The sequence below is a fragment of the Curvibacter sp. GW821-FHT01G03 genome, assembly GCF_059422285.1.
Genome location: NZ_JBWKWP010000008.1, coordinates 243,908 through 259,332, shown reverse-complemented (window position 1 = coordinate 259,332; position 15,425 = coordinate 243,908). Strand labels below are relative to the sequence as shown.

Here is a 15,425-nt window from a genome sequence, read left to right as displayed (position 1 = left end):
TCGCCCGGGGCTGCCCCAGCCTGCCCCGATGCCCAAAGCGGCGTCAGGGGGGCCGATCACTTTCAATCAACGGAGACCTGACCATGAACAAAACACCCACGTCGCGGCGTTGCCTGCTGCAAACCGGCCTGCTTGCCACGCTGGCCGCCCTGGCCCCTCTGGCCCCCTCTGGCGCCGCCCAGGCGGCCGACTGGCCCACCCGCCCCATCACCCTGGTGGTGCCCTTTGCCGCCGGTGGCACCACCGACATCCTGGCCCGCGTCATCGGCCAAAAGCTGTCTGAGAACCTGGGCCAGCCCGTGGTGGTCGACAACCGCGCCGGTGCAGGCGGCACCCTGGGCGCCGCCGCCGTGGCCCGCGCCCCGGCCGATGGCCAAACCCTGTTTTTGGCCACCGTGGCCCACGCCATGGCCCCGGGCCTGTACAAAAGCCTGTCGTACGACTTCATCAAAGATTTCGAGCCCATCGGCCTGGTCGCCACCACACCCAATGTGCTGCTGGTGCACCCCTCCATGCCTGTGAAGACGGTGCCCGAGTTGCTGGCCTACATCAAGGCCCACCCCGGCGAGGTCAACTACGGCTCGGCCGGTCCCGGCAGCACCGAGCACCTGTCGGGCGCCCTGTTCAGCGCCCGCATCGGGGTGGCAATGACGCATGTACCCTACAAAGGGGGGGCGCCAATGATGGGCGACCTCATGGCCGGCCAGATCCAGATGGCCATCGAAACCAGCCCCTCCGCCTCGCAACCCGTGCGCTCAGGCAAGGTGCGGGCCCTGGCCGTTACCTCGCTCAAGCGCTCGGCCCTGTACCCCGGCGTGCCCACGCTCGACGAGGCCGGCGTCAAAGGCTACGAGGTCAACACCTGGTTCGCCCTGATGGCCCCCCGCGCCACCCTGCAGCCCATCACCAAGCGCCTGCGCGAGGCCCTGCAGCGCGTGCTGGCCCTGCCCGACGTGACCCACCGATTTGAAGAGCTGGGTGTGAGCGCGGGGGAGCTGGAGGGGGAACGGTTGGGGGCCTTTATCCGCAGTGAGACGACGAAGTGGGGGCAGGTGGCTAAGGAGTCGGGGGCTCGGGTGGATTGAGGCCCCTGTGCGATGCTTGGTGGCCTTGCAGGAAATGCAGGCGCTCGGTGAGCAGGATGCGCTCACGTTCGTTGTTGGTCCATGCGATTGCCTGACCTAAGGCGTGGCAGGCTTCCTTGGTTCGATTCAGGCGCTGGAGCATTTCGGCCCGGGCACTGGCCCACCATGGGTAGCCGGCCAGCGGAAGGCCATCCATGATGGCCAGGGCTTGTGCGGGCCCGACCGAGTGGCTTAGCGCCACTGCGCGGTTTAGCGCAACCACGGGACTCGGTTGCAATGCAAGCAACTGGTCGTAGAGCTGAACCAACTGGGGCCAGTTGGTGTCTTCGGCCCGCCTGGCGCGGGCATGGACGGCAGCCAACTCGGCCTGCAAAGCCAGCGGTCTGGTCCCTCTTGAATCCAGCGCGCTCAGTTTGCGGCATCGGTTCAAGGCCTCCAGGCCGCGCCGCAGCAGCAGGCGGTCCCAGCGGCTCCGATCCTGGTCCAGCAGCAGCACTGGGCGCCCCAGGGCGTCGGTGCGTGCCGGCAGGCGCGAGGCCTGCAACTCCATCAGGGCTTGCAGCGCCTGGGCGTCTGACTCCGTCGGAAGCAAGGCGGCCAGGTGCCGTGTCAGGCGCAGGGCTTCGTGGCATAGAGGCGGTCGTGTCCATTCCGCGCCGCTGCTGGCGACATAGCCCTCGTTGAACATCAGGTACAGCACTGTGCAGACGGCGTCCAGACGGGCAGCGCGCTCGGAGGGCGGTGGCAATTCGAAGGGCTCGCCGGCGAGCTGCGCCTTGGCGCGAGTGATGCGCTGCGCGATGGTGGCTTCTTTGGCGAATAGGGCGCGGGCAATCTCTGCAACCGACAGTCCGGCGATCAGGCGGAGGGTGAGGGCACACTGCGCCTCGCGCGGCAATTTGGGGTGACAGGCAATGAACATCAACCGCAGGTCATCGTCCCCCATTGGATCGGCCTCGTCGGCGAGCAACAAGTCCAGCGGGTCGGGCGCAAGGTGGGCCTCAATGGCATCGACGTCATGGCCTAGCGCTTGCTGTTGTTGTGTGGCCATGCGGGTGTGCCGCACCTGATCCAGCAGTCGGTTCTTAGCCACCGTCATCAGCCAGGCTCCTGGACGCTCAGGCCAGCCATTGGCTGGCCAGTGCACCATTGCAGCCACCAGTGCGTCCTGCACGCAGTCCTCGGCCTGTGCCAAATCAGCACCAGCTCGCATCAATGCCCCATTCAGGCGCGACGCTTCCAGGCGCCAAATGGCCTCAATCGATGGCGTCATTCGCCATTTTTGATGGCGGCCAGCTGCTCTCGGATGATCCTCTCGGCATCTTCTGGGGGCAGGTCGATGCCCCCCATCAGCGGTCGTACCTCGATGCAGCAAGGTTGTCCTGGGAAAGGTGCTGGAAACCGCCGTGCCCATGCCAGCGCTTCGTCCGCGGATCGAACTTCGATCAGTGTGTAGCCCGCAATCAGTTCCTTGGTCTCGGCAAAGGGGCCGTCGACGATGCCTGCCTGGCCGGTGGCGTCGTAGTGCACGCGAAAGCCCTGACTGCTTGGCTGCAAGCCAGCACCATCGAGCAGAACACCAGCTTTGGCCATCTCGTCGTGAAACGCCATCATGCGTGGGACGAGCGTGGGGTCGTCGGGAAAGTCACCGGCTTCGCTCATGGGGGTAGCGCGAACCTGAATCATGTAACGGGGCATGTTTGTCTCCAAAAGAGCTATTGACCTTATACGACGAACGGCATTGGCGTATTTCGACAGCCCTTCTGGCTTCGGGGTGTGGGGCCGGGGTGGCTTTAGGTTTTGATTGTTACCAGGTCGGCTTGGGCTTCCCCCTGTTTCCCGGACACTTTGCCTAGCCCCCTAAGCGCGGCCGTTCCTCAAAGTGAATCGGGCTGAGGTGGTCCAATTTTGAGTGTTTCCTGAACGCGTTGTAGAACCGCTAGATGTAGTCGAAGACATCGGCCCTGGCCTGCTCCCTTGTACGGTAGACGGTACGAGCGCAGCGCTCGCCTTTCAACGTCGAGAAGAAGCTCTCCATGGCTGCGTTGTCCCAGCGTTCGCCGCGACGGCTCATGCTGCAGGTGATGTTCTGGCTCTTGAGTAGTTGCTGGAACTCGTCACTGGTGTACTGCGGCGATGACATCCAGCGGACACTCGCGCAGTGGGGCATTCGCAGCTCAATGAGTCGCAAGGGAAATTGCTGGGATAACGCCCCAACCGAGAGCCTGTTGGGGCACTTGAAAACGGCATGTGTCCACTGTCAGAAATTCGCTACGAGAGACCAAGCACGGCAGGCGATTTTGGATTGGATCGGGTTCTACAACCATTCCCGGCCCAATTCGACATTGGTCTACATGAGCCCCATGCAGTACGAGAATCGCTGGTTAGCTGCGCAGCGCAGATCTGCCGCTTGAAGACCGGGTTATGCACTCCGGTTTTCTGGGGCAACCTCAGTTTCACGATTGACTTTGAACTTGGCGCACCACTTTTGATGGGTAGGCCTTCGGGGGCAGGCAATCCGGACGATCACTGCAATTGACCTCGGAATGATCGGCCGCGCTGATCGGGAGTTAGTTCAGTTCGACGTGTTGAGCACCAGGTAGGGGCTGTCCTTCTCCTGATCGAGCGCTTCAATGTATTCACCGCCGTCTATTCTTCTTGTGCGCAGATAGTCGATCAGGTAGGGCTTACTGGAGGCAGCATCGCTCGCGTCACGAAGTACCCTGACTGCAGACAAGCCCTTGGTGACATCCGGACCAAACGACATCGGCGTCAGGTGTGTGAAGAGGCTTTCGTAATCGGAGGCAACGGACTCGGAAACGGCCAACGCATGCTTCAGTTCATTGGTGCGTATCCGGCAATCGATGCGAACACTGTTGCATAGTGTCAGCATTTGAGCCATCTGCTGGAACGCATCCAGGTCGATGGGTCCATTGGCTTTGACAATGAATGCGATTTCACCCTCGAAGTAGGCTGCCTGATCTGCAAGTCCAGCGGCGACTTCCGAGTACTCCGGCCTTGGATCAGAAAGGGTCGGTGCCTGTTTTGCACGCTGCAGAAGGCTTTTGGTGAAGTGCAGTTGCTTCCGCAAGTCCCGATGACCGAGTCTCTCGAAACCAACCTTGATCGTCTCTGAGAGTTCATCCATGCGGTCCTCCACCGAGTTGAACCGCTTGTGCATGTAATAGAAACCCGCGACGCTGACCCCGACGCCGGCTAGAGAAACGCCCAATGTCGCCACTTGCAGGGTTTGCAGCGTTTCTATCATGGCCTTGAGTTGATTTATCTTGACTCCCGCGTAAATGTTCGAACCAGCATTGACTAGGTTAGCCAGTGCCGAAACGGTGGCGAAAGGGCCTGAGGACAGGTTTGACAAGACGGCCTGAGCCACGCCGGTCTCCTGAAGGTGTTTGACGATTTGGCCGGTCCCTGCGTCTTTCAAGATCGTGCCGTATCGGATCAGTTCACCGGACGCAACGCGGCCCATGAGCTTTGCCGGAATTTCGAAGGGTATGGTGCTGATCATGATGCTCGGGTATCCATCAGTTTTCTGGAGAGTTGAAGGCCCTGGTCGCGAAATACGGCCGCTAGGCCCGCAGACCCCAGGACCAGTTCTTGGCAGCGGGAAATGATCTGGTCTTTGTTGGATGGCTTGAATCCGATGTCGTGGAGGCTGGCGCACTCTGCGTTCAATGCCGAAATGTCAAAAGACATGTCTGCTTTCACAAATGCCCCCCACTTGATTGCGCAGGTATTCAGCTTTCCTTCTTCATTGCGCAGCGTCGCAATCAGTGGCAATCGCACCAGTTGCGTGAAGCTGTCCTGTAAGACTTGGTCAGACTCTCGGGTTACCAATGTTCTGAAGAGACTGGTATTTGCTAACTCAGCGTGCACCTCTTGCGCAAAGGTGTCGTACAGCGATGACAAGGTGAGCGTTAAGTTGACGTGAAAGTTGTCTCGCCAGTCGAGTGCGTCACGCCGAAATGCCATTCCGGTCAGTTTGCTTTCATCGACAAGAGATTCGATGCTGGTCCCGGTCGGATCGGTACCCGTTGTCTTTGAATCCTTGGAGGCAGCCCCACCTTGCTCAGTCGACTCCCCTTCTTTGTCGCTGCTTGGAAAAAATGATTTGATGTCGCGCTTCAAGAAGGCGACGGTGGAGCGCAACAGGTTGTCAGGCTTGGGCGCCCTATCGGGATTCAGTGCGAGCCCTGGCTCGTATCGGGGTTCGTTCATGATGATGGAAGTTGAGCACCTCTTGCGCCAAGAGGGCCGCCAACGTTCAAGTAGTCGGAAAGTTGGTTGATCAATTCGTCGTTCCAGGCAGCAGGGGACACAATTCGCACACTGGGAATCCAGTAGCGAACGATTGGCAGTATCTGGTTCTGATGTCCCACAGTTGTCTCAATCGTGAGCGTACCGTCCATCGACTCAGCAAGGATTTTCTGGTGTGGGATCAGTTGTCGACGTTTGAAGTAGTCGGCTACCGCTGGCGAGACGCTAAGCAGCACCTGCTGAGGCTGTGATGAGTGCCAGATACCTTCTTCGGTCTGGACAGATGCATCGACGTTTGCATCAGGGGTAAAGGTCTCCGCGTGGGTCTGAACGGAGCGAATCTTGCCAACGCCAAATGTCTTGAGTTTGCCGTCATGCACCGCAGCCAGATACCAGATGCCTTTTGTGTTGATCAGACGGTAGGGGTTGACGGCCTTGTATGTCTTGATCCGCCCGTCCTTGAGCATGTCCAGGGTCAGCACACGCTTGTGGATGACGGCGGCCTCCAACTGATCGAACGCGTTTTGCAGGGCAGAGAGGTCTTCGTAGTGGTGACCGCGAACCAGCCACGGTGCTTGCACCTGTTCGCTCAGCAGTTCTTTCAGAAAACCCCTGTTCAACGAAGGGAACAAACCCTTGATGCCTGTCTTGGTTGCAAAGCGCTCAATGTCCTTGAAATTCAGTTTGCCAAGATAAGCCGGATCCAGGTGGTACCGGCCTTTTGTTTTGAGCAGCGGTAGAAAAGCCAATCGGACGTTGAGGTCCCGCTGGATGGTCCTGAGATGCGTACCAAACTCCTCGGCCAATGCCGCAGGGTCGAGGTGATCGCCTTGATTCAGTTTGAGGAGTACCTGTGACAGTCGGTACGCAATGGTGTCGTGTTGGCCTTGCGCCATAAAGTCGTTTGGTGCCTGAATGCTTGGCGAGGTCTTGTTTTTGATGTGACCTCGAGTTTGACGGTGTGAGTGCACCATACACGATGCCGACTCACTGCTTATTCTCAGAAATTGAAGTTTTTTTGCCGAGCCACAAAATCATGGCCATGACAGACCCGATCACCAAGATGATCAGCAACACTTTGATCACCAGAGTCAGTATTCCGACCTTTGCAGACAGGAACCCGAGTTTGACCAAAAACCACGACAGCGACATACCGAGAAGCGCAATCCAGAACATCTGAATCCTCCAATGAGTGAATGAGGAGGTCAGTGTGATCAGTTGCTTGGACAGGAGGTGTCGTTTTGGAATGGCAGTTGTCGCCGACGGGGAATCATTTGTGAGCGCTATTTTTTCGATTGGAAAACTCGCGTGTGATGGGCCAATGGCTGATCACCCAGACCCGCAGTTGCAAGACACTGGGCAAACAGCTCAATTTTGACATCTGACATGTCACCAGACCTGGCGTGCATCTGCAGGGGCAAGCGTCTCAACCCCTTCGAATTGGCTACGCGCCCGCGCTGAAGGCGCGGCGGTGCTGTATGCAGCTGGGCCTGCAGACAGATCTGCCTCAAGATCCGCAAAGATATCTGCAAAGACAGCGATATCTATTTAAAAGTCATGGACTTATGTTGACCTGAACATCGGCAAATGCCTCCGCAATTCATTGGTGATCCTGTCCACCTCGAGTCCCTTCTGCCCTGCGACGGCGTGTCTGATCTGTGGACTGCAGGCACGGCGTCCGTGCTCCATCGGCGCGGACCAGAAAGGATGGGTAGGTGGCTGATCCTCCAGCACTCGGTATCACCAAACAATACCGACGGGCTCATGGCCGCAGACCGGCGAAAGCCAAAGCAGCCATCGGTCTCACCGGCCGCTGAAATCGGCCGGTCCCAACTCACTTTGCACCAAGGTATGAGAAAACGTTCAAGCTTTGCCGCCTGGCTCACGCCAGGAAGGGCCTTCACCTGCAGCCTGCTGTTGGCGATGGGATCTGTGCTTGTGCCAGCGGCCTGGTCTGGTGCCGTGCAGGCGAGAGCCATGGCACGGATCGCGCCCCACCGCTTGTCAGATCGTGTCGGGGTCACCAGCCAACTCCAGGTCGAAGACATGGTGGCGGTGGGGCGCCGCTACCGCATGGTGGTTGACCTTCGGCCCGATGGCGAAGCGCTCGATCAGCCCTCCTCGCAGGCGATGGAACATGCAGCCAGGATGGCAGGCCTTGGGTTTGCCTATGTGCCGGTGCCGCATGGAGACATCCCCGAAGATGCAGCCGCTCGCCTGCAGTCCGTGCTCTCGGAGCAGGGAGATGTGCTCCTGTATTGCCGCAGCGGCAAACGCGCAGCCCGCACCTGGGCGCTGGCCGAAGCAAGGCGACCCGGTGGGCTGTCGGCTGAACAGATCCAGGCCTCGGTTCAAGGCGCGGGTCAGGATGCGGCTGATTTGCGCGATCGCATTGACTTGGCGATCAACGCTCGCCCAAAGGTGAATCCATGAGTGCCACGTCAAATCTCACGGGGACTTCGAAGTGCGCAACACCCGCGCAGCCGCACACCAGCTCTGCCGCGTGCCACTGGACGCTGGTCGTTGTGAATGTGTTCCTGGGTGCTGGCATGGGTCTGATCCTCGGGTTGATCGTGGGGGTGGTGACGGGCTTGATTCCTTTTCCATGCTGAGTCAGCCCGAATGCACGCGGGCCTGAAGCCTGGCGTACCGCCTGTGGCTGGGTTCAGTGTGAGACCTCAAGTGTCCTGTGTCGCCCCTCTTGACACCTCTTGCACACGGCCACCGCCCCCCAGCCATGCCCGCCGGGCGATGGCTGATTTCTCCGATTGACCGCTACCGGGATGCGTCTGCCGAACCTAGAGTCTGTCGGTCTGGCCCGCTTCATTGAAATGCGGTGCAGGCGGCGCAAGCCCTGCATCAGGCCGGAGAACCTCAAAAAAGACTGGAGACAAAATTGAAAAGATTCGCAATCCCGATGGCGCTGTGCGGGCTGGCGCTCAATGCGGCCGCGCAGAGCTCGGTCACACTGTATGGCGTTCTGGACACCACCGTGCAGCGGGCCTCGCAAGGCAGTGCCAGCATCACCAGGGTTTATGGAACGGGCGGAAACCAGTACAGCCGCCTTGGCGTTCGCGGTACGGAAGACCTCGGGGGCGGCCTGTCGGCTGGGTTTGTGCTGGATGCCGGGCTCAATATCGCCAGCGGCATGGGCGGTGCGGCCAGCACCGACAACACCACGGCGGGCACGGCCGGCGGGCTGGTGTTCAATCGCCGGGCCTCGCTCAGCCTGATCTCGCGCGACTGGGGTGAAGTGCGGTTGGGGCGCGGCTTTGTGCCCAGCTATTGGAACCTGATCGTGTTCGACCCCTTCGGCACCGCAGGGGCGGGCGGCATCATCAACACCGCCCAGAGCGCGCTGACCCAGGTGGCGACGGTGCAGACAGCGGTGCGGGCCTCCAACTCGGTGGGCTACTTTCTGCCAGAACTCCATGGCGTCTACGGCGAGTTGATGAAGGCGGTGAACAACACGCCCTCGACTTCGACCACACCCGACAACGGCAACTACCAAGGCATCCGCCTGGGCTATGCCCGCGATGGCCTCAATGTGGCCGTGGCCTCGGGGCGTACGGCGCTGGCCAATGGGGCGGTCAGTGCCAGCAATGTGGGGGCCAGCTATGTGATCGGGCCGGTCACGGCGTCGGCCCTCTATTTCGCAGACCGCAAGAATGCCGTGGCGGGGCCCAACCGGTCCAACGGCTGGATGCTGGGGGCCCAGGTCAAGGTGGCCACGGGCTACATCCCGCTATCGCTTTCGAAGATCTCCGACAACTCGGCCTCCGGGCGTTCGGCCCAGCAACTGGCGGTGGGCTATGTGCATGAGCTTTCCAAGCGCACGGCTGTGTATGGCACCTATTCGCAGATTCGCAACCGCAATGGGGCCGCGCTCAGCGGAGGGGGCGTGACACGGGTGGCCAACGCGACCTGGACCGGCATGGACTTCGGTATTCGCCATTCTTTCTGAGGGGCGCAGCCACCCAGGTTTCAATGCGAGTGGCTATTGGCATGGCGTTCCGCCCGCTTGGCCCGTTTTGGCCCGACCTTCATGAGGTTGGGCCTTTTTTCATGCCAAGGCGCGGCCACACCACAGCCCTTGAAAGATCGAGCAGCGTCATCCAACCGCGTTTGAAGCGTTCTGGTTGTAGCCCAGCACGGCGCCCTTTTCCTTGATGATCTTCGAGACCGCACGCAGGGCCTGCGTCAGCTGCCCCTGTTTGGGCAGGGCCAGGGTGACATAGCGCTTGAGTTCGGGGTCGATGATCTTGGCTGCCTGCAATTTGCCGCAGCGCAGTTCCTCCTGCACCGCAAACGGCCCGAGCAGGGCGTACAGGTCATTGTTCTCGGCCAGGATTTCCTTTTGCATGCGCAACGAGTCGGCCTCGATCTCGGCTTGCAAAGAGAAGCCCTGGCTGCGCGCCGATTCATCGAGGATGGACCGCCAGTGAGAGGGGCGCCTGGGAAGCACCAGCGGCAGGCCATTGAGTTGCTGGAACGAGACCGTGCCGGCCTGGGTGAGGGGCAGACCGGGGCGTGACACCAGGTAGGTGTCTGCCGTGGCCAGGTGAATCTCTTCCTGGCCGCGGGGCGGCTCGTAGCGGAACAGGATGGCCATGTCCACGGCGCCGGTGTCGAGCATGGCGTCCAGCTCGCCGCCCTGACCCTCGCGCACGTTCAGGCGGATCTGCGGGAAGGAGCGGCGCAGTTCGCTGAACACCTGGGTCATCAGCGGATGGGCCGCCGAAGGCAGGATGCCGATCTTGACGTCGCCCATCGGCACCCGGGACAGCTGCTGGAAGTCGGCAAACATCTCCTCACTGTCGCGGATCCAGATGCGCACCCGGCGCTCCACCGATTCGCCAAACTCGGTCAGCACCACCCCCCGCCCGGTGCGGCGGAACAAGGCGCCGCCGCATTGCTTTTCCAGCTCGCTGACCTGGCGGCTGATGTACGACTGGGCGGTGTGGCGCTGCGCCGCCACCTTGGTCAGGCTGCCGGCCTCGACCACTTCAAGGAAGAGGCGAAAGTCCTGGATGTTCATCGGTGGGTCCCTTGCCAGCCCCTTGGGGCCAGGCGCAATGCCATGGGTTGGACAGGTGAAGCTCGGGCGTGCGCCGCCCGGCAGCCCTGCCTGCCTCGTGGGTGGCTTCAGTTCAGGGCGCCCGGCGTGCCTCTGCCGAACAGTTCAACGGCCCGATTCTGGCGGCATGGAGGCGCTTTTAGGTATGACTATATAGAGATATCTGAAAGACATAAATTGCATCTATCTGGATTTCATGGTGAAACCTACAGTCTGCCGTCATCGATGTACCGCAAGGAGACCCCGTGAAACTCGTGAGCTTTATTCAAGACGGCCAAGCCCGTTATGGGCTGATTCAAGGCGAGGCCTATGTGGCCCCTTCGGCCGGCTTTCTGGCCCGCTTCCCTGATCTGAAGGCCGTGCTGGCAGCGAACGCCTTGGCCGAACTGCAGGCGGATGTTCAGCAGGGTGGCCAGCGTGTCGCCCCGGCCCAGGTCCAGGCCCAAGCCGTGATCCCGGCGCCGGGCAAGGTCATCTGCGTTGGCCTCAACTACAAGACCCACGTGGCAGAAACCAAGCGCCCCGACAGCGAGCACCCCTCGCTGTTCCTGCGCTTTGCCGATTCCCTCGCGGCCCACGGCGACAAGGTGCTGCGCCCCGAGTTCTCGGAGCGCTTTGACTGGGAGGGTGAGCTGGCCTTCGTGATCGGCAAGGGCGGGCGCCACATCGCCGCAGCCGATGCGTTCGACCACATTGCCGGCTACACCTGCTTCAACGACGTGAGCGTGCGGGACTGGCAGCGCCACACCCACCAATTCACGCCGGGCAAGAACTTTCCGGGCACCGGCCCGTTGGGCCCCTTCCTGCTGACGCGCGATGAAGTGCCCGACGTAGCCCAACTCAACCTGCAGACCCGGCTCAATGGGCAGGTGGTGCAGCACGCCAGCCTGGCCGACCTGATTTTCGACATTCCCACCATCGTGGCCTACGTGTCGCGTTTCACCCCGCTGTCGCCCGGCGACGTGATCGCCACCGGCACGCCGGGGGGGGTGGGGGATCGGCGCGAACCCCCGCTGTACATGAAGGAGGGCGATGTGGTCGAGGTGGAGATCACCGGCCTTGGCGTGCTGCGCAACCGAATCGGCACTGACCGCTCTGCCGGCTGAACTGGAGACCCCATGACATCCAAACCCCAATTGCGCATTGCTGTCGACATCGGCGGCACCTTCACCGACATGGCGGCCTTTGACGAAGCCAGTGGCCGCCTGCTGTTCGGCAAGGCCTTGTCCACCCACGGCGAGCTGGTCACCGGCATTCAGGCCACGATCGACAGCGCCAAGATCGATTGGCGTGACGGCCACCTGTTTCTGCATGGTTCCACCATTGCCATCAACACGCTGCTGGAGCGCAACGGTGCCAAGACGGCGCTGCTGATCACCGAGGGCTTCCGTGACATCTACGAGATCGGGCGCGTCAATCGCCCGGACGCCTACAACCTGTTCTTCAACAAGCATCAGCCCCTGGTCAAGCGCTCGCTGCGCTTTGAGGTGGCCGAGCGCCTGCGTGCCGACGGCAGCATCCACAAACCGCTGGACGAGGCGGCCGTGCGTGAACTGGCGCGTGAGCTCAAGGGCGAAGGCATCGAGGCCGTGGCCGTGCTGTTGCTGCACAGCTACCGCAACCCGGCGCATGAGCAGCGCGTGAAGCAGATCCTTCAAGAGGAACTGCCAGGCTCCTTTGTCTGCGCCTCGCATGAGCTGAGCCAGGAATACCGCGAGTTCGAGCGGGTCTCGACCGCCGTGGCCAATGCCTATGTCGGCCCCCGGGTGTCAGAGTACCTGGGCCAGCTCGAAAGCCACCTGGGCGAGCAAGGCTTCGAGGGCGATTTCTACATCGTGCAATCCACTGGTGGGCTGTTCCCGGTGGAGCACGCCAAGGTGGGCTGTGTGCGCATGCTCGAATCGGGGCCGGCTGCCGGGGTGATTGGTGCCCAGGCCATCTGTGCCCAGCTGGGCATGGGCGATGCCATTGCCTTCGACATGGGCGGCACCACGGCCAAGGCCGGCGTCATCAGCGAAGGCCGTCCTTTGACCACGGGCTCGGCCCTGATCGGTGGTTACGAGCGTGCCCTGCCGATCCAGATCCCGATGATGGACATCCATGAGGTGGGCACGGGCGGCGGTTCGATCGCTCGGATTGAAACGGGTAACGCCCTGCGCGTGGGCCCGCAAAGCGCCGGCTCCATCCCCGGGCCGGTGGCCTATGGGCGTGGGGGCACCGAGCCCACGGTGACCGATGCCAATCTGGTGCTGGGCCGTCTCGACGCCGACAACTTCCTCGGTGGTGAACTCAAGCTCGATCTGGAAGGCTGCCAGCGCCAGATGCGCGAGCGCATCGCCACGCCGCTGGGGCTGGATGCCACCAAGGCGGCCGACGGCATTCTGCAGATCGCCGTGACCCAGATGTCGCATGCCGTGAAGGCCGTCACGACCGAGCGCGGCCTGGACGCGGGCAGCTTCACCATGGTGGTCTACGGTGGCGCGGGCCCCTTGCATGCCTCGGCGATTGCGCGCGAGATTGGCATTCGCAAGGTACTCATTCCGTATGCCCCGGGCTATTTCTCGGCCTACGGCATGTTGTTCTCAGACCTGCGCTACGACTACGTGCGCTCGGTGTTCCGCAAGCTCAACGACGTCTCCTTTGACGAGATCGAGGCGGCCTACCAGAAGATGGAAGACGAGGGGCGCGCCGCGCTGGCCCAGTCCGGGGTGCAGGCCGATGGCGTGGTGATCGAACGGGCCGCCGACATGCGCTACGTGGGGCAGGAGCATGCCGTGACGGTGGATCTGCCCCTGGCCTTTTTCGAGGGCAAGGACCGGGCCGCCATCAAACAGCAGTTCGATCAGCTCCACCAGGTGCGCTACGGCACCTCGGCCCCCCAGGAGCCTGCTGACCTGGTGAGTTTGCGCGTGACCGTGCTGGGCACGATGAAGAAGCCGCCCAAGCACAGCGTGGCGCAAGGCGCTGCGAGGCCCGAGCCCGCGGCCGTGCGGTCCATCAAGCCGGTTTACTTCCGATCCTCGGGTTGGGCCGACACACCGGTGTACCTGCGCGATCGCCTGCTGGCAGGCAACGAGATCGTGGGCCCGGCCCTGATCGAGGAGCACGCCTCCACCACCGTGGTGCAGCCGGGCGACTCGCTGCGCGTCGACGAACTTGGCAACCTGCAAATCGAGATTGGGAGTGACCGGACATGAACACCAGCGCTGAGCTCAAGACCGTGGACCCGGTCACTGTAGAGATCATCCGCAATGGCTTGTATGCCGTGACGGAAGAGATGAAGACCAACCTGACCCGCACCGCCTACAACCTCATCATCTATGAGGCTCTGGATTTCACGGTCGGGCTGTTCACCAAGGAGGGCGACACCGTCTCGATCGGGCTGGGGCTGCCGATGTTCATCCGCGGGATGTCCGAGACCGTGAAGGCGAAAATCAGGCACTTCGGGTACGAGAACATTCGCCCCGGTGACATCCTGGTGACCAATGATGCCTACACCACGGGCAGTCACCTGAACCACTTCACGTTCACGATGCCGGTGTTCCATGAAGGCCGTCTGGAAGGCTTCACCTGCTGCATGGCGCACTGGCTGGATGTGGGCGGCACGCTGGGCAATGTCACCACCGACATTTTCAGCGAGGGGATCCAGATCCCCATCATGAAGTACCAGCGAGAAGGTGTCGTCAACCAGGATCTGGTGGACATCATCGCCATGAACGTTCGGCTCGCCGAGCGGGCGCTGGGCGATCTGCGGGCCCAGATCACGGCCATCACCACGGGTGAGCGCCGCTATGTCGAACTGCTGCAGCGCTATGGACCCCAAGCCGTGAACGGGGCCATCGCACAGATCATGGACTCGAGCGAGGCCGTGGCCCGTCAGAACACCTTGTCGATTCCCGATGGCGTCTACGAGGCTGAATCGTTCATGGACGACGATGGCCTGGAGATCGGCAAGCGCATTCCGATCCGCGTCAAGGTGACGGTGTCCGGCGACGAGATGACGGTGGACCTGTCGGACGTCAGCAAGCAGGTGCGTGGCTTCTACAACTCAGGTTTTACCACCGGCATCGCCTGCGCCCAGGTGGCCTACAAGTGCCTGACCACGCCCACGGATTACCCGGTGAACGATGGCTCGTTCCGACCGCTCAAGGTCATCATGCCGATGGGCACGGTCATCAGCGCGGAGCGCCCGTATCCGATGCGGGTTTGGATGACCTTCCCGATGACGGTGATCGACACCATCTTCAAGGCGCTGGCACCGGCCATTCCTGATCGTTCGATTGCCGGCCACCATGCCGATCTGGTGTTCCCCAACATCCATGGCATCAGCCCGGAGGATGGGCGCCTGTTCATTGTGGGCATTGGCCCGCTGGGCGGCGGCTGGGGCGCCAAGAGCAAGGAGGACGGCGTATCGGTCACCGTCTGCATCAACGATGGCGACACCCACAACAGCCCCACCGAGCAGCTGGAGGCCAAGTACCCGGTGCTGGTCGAAAAGTACGAGATCCGCCGTGACTCAGCCGGTGCTGGCCAGTACCGGGGGGGCCTGGGGGCCGAGATGGTGGTGCAGGCGCTGTCGCCCTTCACCGTCACCACCCGGATCGACCGCGTGCATTGCAAGCCCTGGGGCCTGGACGGGGGCGGTGACGCCATGGGCAACGGGCTGGCCGTGCGCCACAAGGGCGAGTGGAAGACCGACCACCCCAACGCCAAGATCTTCAACGTGCGCCTTGAACGTGGCGACGCCTACAAGATGCTGTCGGGTGGCGGGGGTGGCTTCGGCAACCCGCTGGCGCGCGATCTGGAGAGCGTGGCCGAGGATGTGCGCGAAGGCTATGTGAGTGCCGAGGTGGCGCGCCAGGTCTATCGTGTGGCATTGGATGCACGGGGCCAGGTCGATGCCGAGGCCACCCGGGCCTTGCGCGCGCAGCCTCCCGGCGAGGTGGCGACCACCGACCCCGTGGCCTGGGCCGGCCAGTGAGCCTCGC

The 15,425-nt window shown here is 61.9% G+C and carries 13 protein-coding genes and 2 pseudogenes; 7 read left to right on the top strand and 8 right to left on the bottom strand.

Annotation, left to right across the window (positions count from 1 at the left end; translation table 11 throughout):
* Positions 1-83 precede the first annotated feature (83 nt).
* Positions 84-1,085: a Bug family tripartite tricarboxylate transporter substrate binding protein gene (locus tag AC07VS_RS13840; protein ID WP_494751240.1), complete on the top strand. Its 1,002-nt coding sequence runs from the start codon at positions 84-86 to the stop codon at positions 1,083-1,085.
* Here the strand turns inward: AC07VS_RS13840 and AC07VS_RS13835 are convergent.
* The 3 genes and pseudogenes from AC07VS_RS13835 to AC07VS_RS13825 form a co-directional block, all read right to left on the bottom strand.
* The gene (locus AC07VS_RS13835; protein WP_492347514.1) at positions 1,057-2,358 is read right to left on the bottom strand and encodes an RNA polymerase sigma factor; all 1,302 of its coding nucleotides are present in this window, start codon (positions 2,356-2,358) and stop codon (positions 1,057-1,059) included. The two genes, AC07VS_RS13840 and AC07VS_RS13835, sit on opposite strands and share 29 nt — an antisense overlap.
* Positions 2,355-2,783 carry a YciI family protein gene (locus tag AC07VS_RS13830; protein WP_494751239.1) on the bottom strand — a complete coding sequence of 143 codons (429 nt, stop codon included), beginning with the start codon at positions 2,781-2,783 and terminating at the stop codon, positions 2,355-2,357. The genes AC07VS_RS13835 and AC07VS_RS13830 overlap by 4 nt, the downstream gene beginning before the upstream one ends.
* A gap of 154 nt (positions 2,784-2,937) precedes the next feature.
* A pseudogene (locus tag AC07VS_RS13825) lies at positions 2,938-3,216 on the bottom strand (integrase core domain-containing protein); the annotation flags it as partial.
* On the opposite strand from AC07VS_RS13825, the pseudogene AC07VS_RS13820 reads away from it, so the two are divergent.
* Positions 3,212-3,499: pseudogene (locus AC07VS_RS13820) on the top strand (IS3 family transposase); the annotation flags it as partial. The pseudogenes AC07VS_RS13825 and AC07VS_RS13820 sit on opposite strands and share 5 nt — an antisense overlap.
* Before the next feature lie 161 nt (positions 3,500-3,660).
* On the opposite strand, the gene AC07VS_RS13815 reads toward AC07VS_RS13820, so the two are convergent.
* The 4 genes from AC07VS_RS13815 to AC07VS_RS13800 are packed head-to-tail and all read right to left on the bottom strand — an operon-like array spanning position 3,661 to position 6,536.
* Positions 3,661-4,611, bottom strand: coding sequence for a hypothetical protein (locus AC07VS_RS13815; protein ID WP_492347516.1), 951 nt, complete (start codon positions 4,609-4,611; stop codon positions 3,661-3,663).
* On the bottom strand, positions 4,608-5,321 hold the full coding sequence (locus AC07VS_RS13810; RefSeq protein WP_492347517.1) for a hypothetical protein: 714 nt from the start codon (positions 5,319-5,321) through the stop codon (positions 4,608-4,610). The genes AC07VS_RS13815 and AC07VS_RS13810 overlap by 4 nt, the downstream gene beginning before the upstream one ends.
* Positions 5,318-6,334 carry a helix-turn-helix transcriptional regulator gene (locus AC07VS_RS13805; protein ID WP_494751238.1) on the bottom strand — a complete coding sequence of 339 codons (1,017 nt, stop codon included), beginning with the start codon at positions 6,332-6,334 and terminating at the stop codon, positions 5,318-5,320. Before AC07VS_RS13805 ends, AC07VS_RS13810 begins: the two co-directional genes overlap by 4 nt.
* A gap of 13 nt (positions 6,335-6,347) precedes the next feature.
* Entirely contained in the window at positions 6,348-6,536 is a 189-nt protein-coding gene (locus tag AC07VS_RS13800) for a hypothetical protein (RefSeq protein ID WP_492347519.1), read from the bottom strand.
* Between the two features lie 588 nt (positions 6,537-7,124).
* Between AC07VS_RS13800 and AC07VS_RS13795 the strand changes: the two genes are divergently transcribed.
* A complete protein-coding gene (locus tag AC07VS_RS13795) occupies positions 7,125-7,793 on the top strand; it encodes a protein tyrosine phosphatase family protein (RefSeq protein ID WP_494751237.1) in 669 nt (222 codons plus the stop codon).
* A gap of 463 nt (positions 7,794-8,256) precedes the next feature.
* Complete coding sequence (locus tag AC07VS_RS13790) at positions 8,257-9,324, top strand: porin (protein WP_494751236.1); 1,068 nt, start codon at positions 8,257-8,259, stop codon at positions 9,322-9,324.
* Between the two features lie 147 nt (positions 9,325-9,471).
* On the opposite strand, the gene AC07VS_RS13785 is transcribed toward AC07VS_RS13790, so the two are convergent.
* Positions 9,472-10,398 carry a LysR family transcriptional regulator gene (locus AC07VS_RS13785; protein WP_492347523.1) on the bottom strand — a complete coding sequence of 309 codons (927 nt, stop codon included), beginning with the start codon at positions 10,396-10,398 and terminating at the stop codon, positions 9,472-9,474.
* Between the two features lie 284 nt (positions 10,399-10,682).
* Between AC07VS_RS13785 and AC07VS_RS13780 the strand changes: the two genes are divergently transcribed.
* Genes AC07VS_RS13780 through AC07VS_RS13770 form a run of 3 tightly spaced genes read left to right on the top strand, consistent with a single transcriptional unit; the run spans position 10,683 to position 15,418 of the window.
* On the top strand, positions 10,683-11,543 hold the full coding sequence (locus AC07VS_RS13780; RefSeq protein ID WP_494751235.1) for a fumarylacetoacetate hydrolase family protein: 861 nt from the start codon (positions 10,683-10,685) through the stop codon (positions 11,541-11,543).
* A gap of 12 nt (positions 11,544-11,555) precedes the next feature.
* Positions 11,556-13,634, top strand: a complete 2,079-nt coding sequence (locus tag AC07VS_RS13775) for a hydantoinase/oxoprolinase family protein (RefSeq protein WP_494751234.1) — start codon at positions 11,556-11,558, stop codon at positions 13,632-13,634.
* Positions 13,631-15,418: a hydantoinase B/oxoprolinase family protein gene (locus AC07VS_RS13770; RefSeq protein ID WP_492347526.1), complete on the top strand. Its 1,788-nt coding sequence runs from the start codon at positions 13,631-13,633 to the stop codon at positions 15,416-15,418. The genes AC07VS_RS13775 and AC07VS_RS13770 overlap by 4 nt, the downstream gene beginning before the upstream one ends.
* Positions 15,419-15,425 lie beyond the last annotated feature (7 nt).

Excerpts from the sequence above, each read along its gene's own strand:
- AC07VS_RS13775 (WP_494751234.1), top strand. The coding sequence starts at position 11,556 with ATGACATCCAAACCCCAATTGCGCATTGCTGTCGACATCGGCGGCACC.
- AC07VS_RS13770 (WP_492347526.1), top strand. The coding sequence starts at position 13,631 with ATGAACACCAGCGCTGAGCTCAAGACCGTGGACCCGGTCACTGTAGAG.
- AC07VS_RS13795 (WP_494751237.1), top strand. The coding sequence starts at position 7,125 with ATGGCCGCAGACCGGCGAAAGCCAAAGCAGCCATCGGTCTCACCGGCC.
- AC07VS_RS13810 (WP_492347517.1), bottom strand. The coding sequence starts at position 5,321 with ATGAACGAACCCCGATACGAGCCAGGGCTCGCACTGAATCCCGATAGG.
- AC07VS_RS13785 (WP_492347523.1), bottom strand. The coding sequence starts at position 10,398 with ATGAACATCCAGGACTTTCGCCTCTTCCTTGAAGTGGTCGAGGCCGGC.
- AC07VS_RS13835 (WP_492347514.1), bottom strand. The coding sequence starts at position 2,358 with ATGACGCCATCGATTGAGGCCATTTGGCGCCTGGAAGCGTCGCGCCTG.
- AC07VS_RS13830 (WP_494751239.1), bottom strand. The coding sequence starts at position 2,783 with ATGCCCCGTTACATGATTCAGGTTCGCGCTACCCCCATGAGCGAAGCC.
- AC07VS_RS13840 (WP_494751240.1), top strand. The coding sequence starts at position 84 with ATGAACAAAACACCCACGTCGCGGCGTTGCCTGCTGCAAACCGGCCTG.
- AC07VS_RS13805 (WP_494751238.1), bottom strand. The coding sequence starts at position 6,334 with ATGGTGCACTCACACCGTCAAACTCGAGGTCACATCAAAAACAAGACC.
- AC07VS_RS13800 (WP_492347519.1), bottom strand. The coding sequence starts at position 6,536 with ATGTTCTGGATTGCGCTTCTCGGTATGTCGCTGTCGTGGTTTTTGGTC.
- AC07VS_RS13815 (WP_492347516.1), bottom strand. The coding sequence starts at position 4,611 with ATGATCAGCACCATACCCTTCGAAATTCCGGCAAAGCTCATGGGCCGC.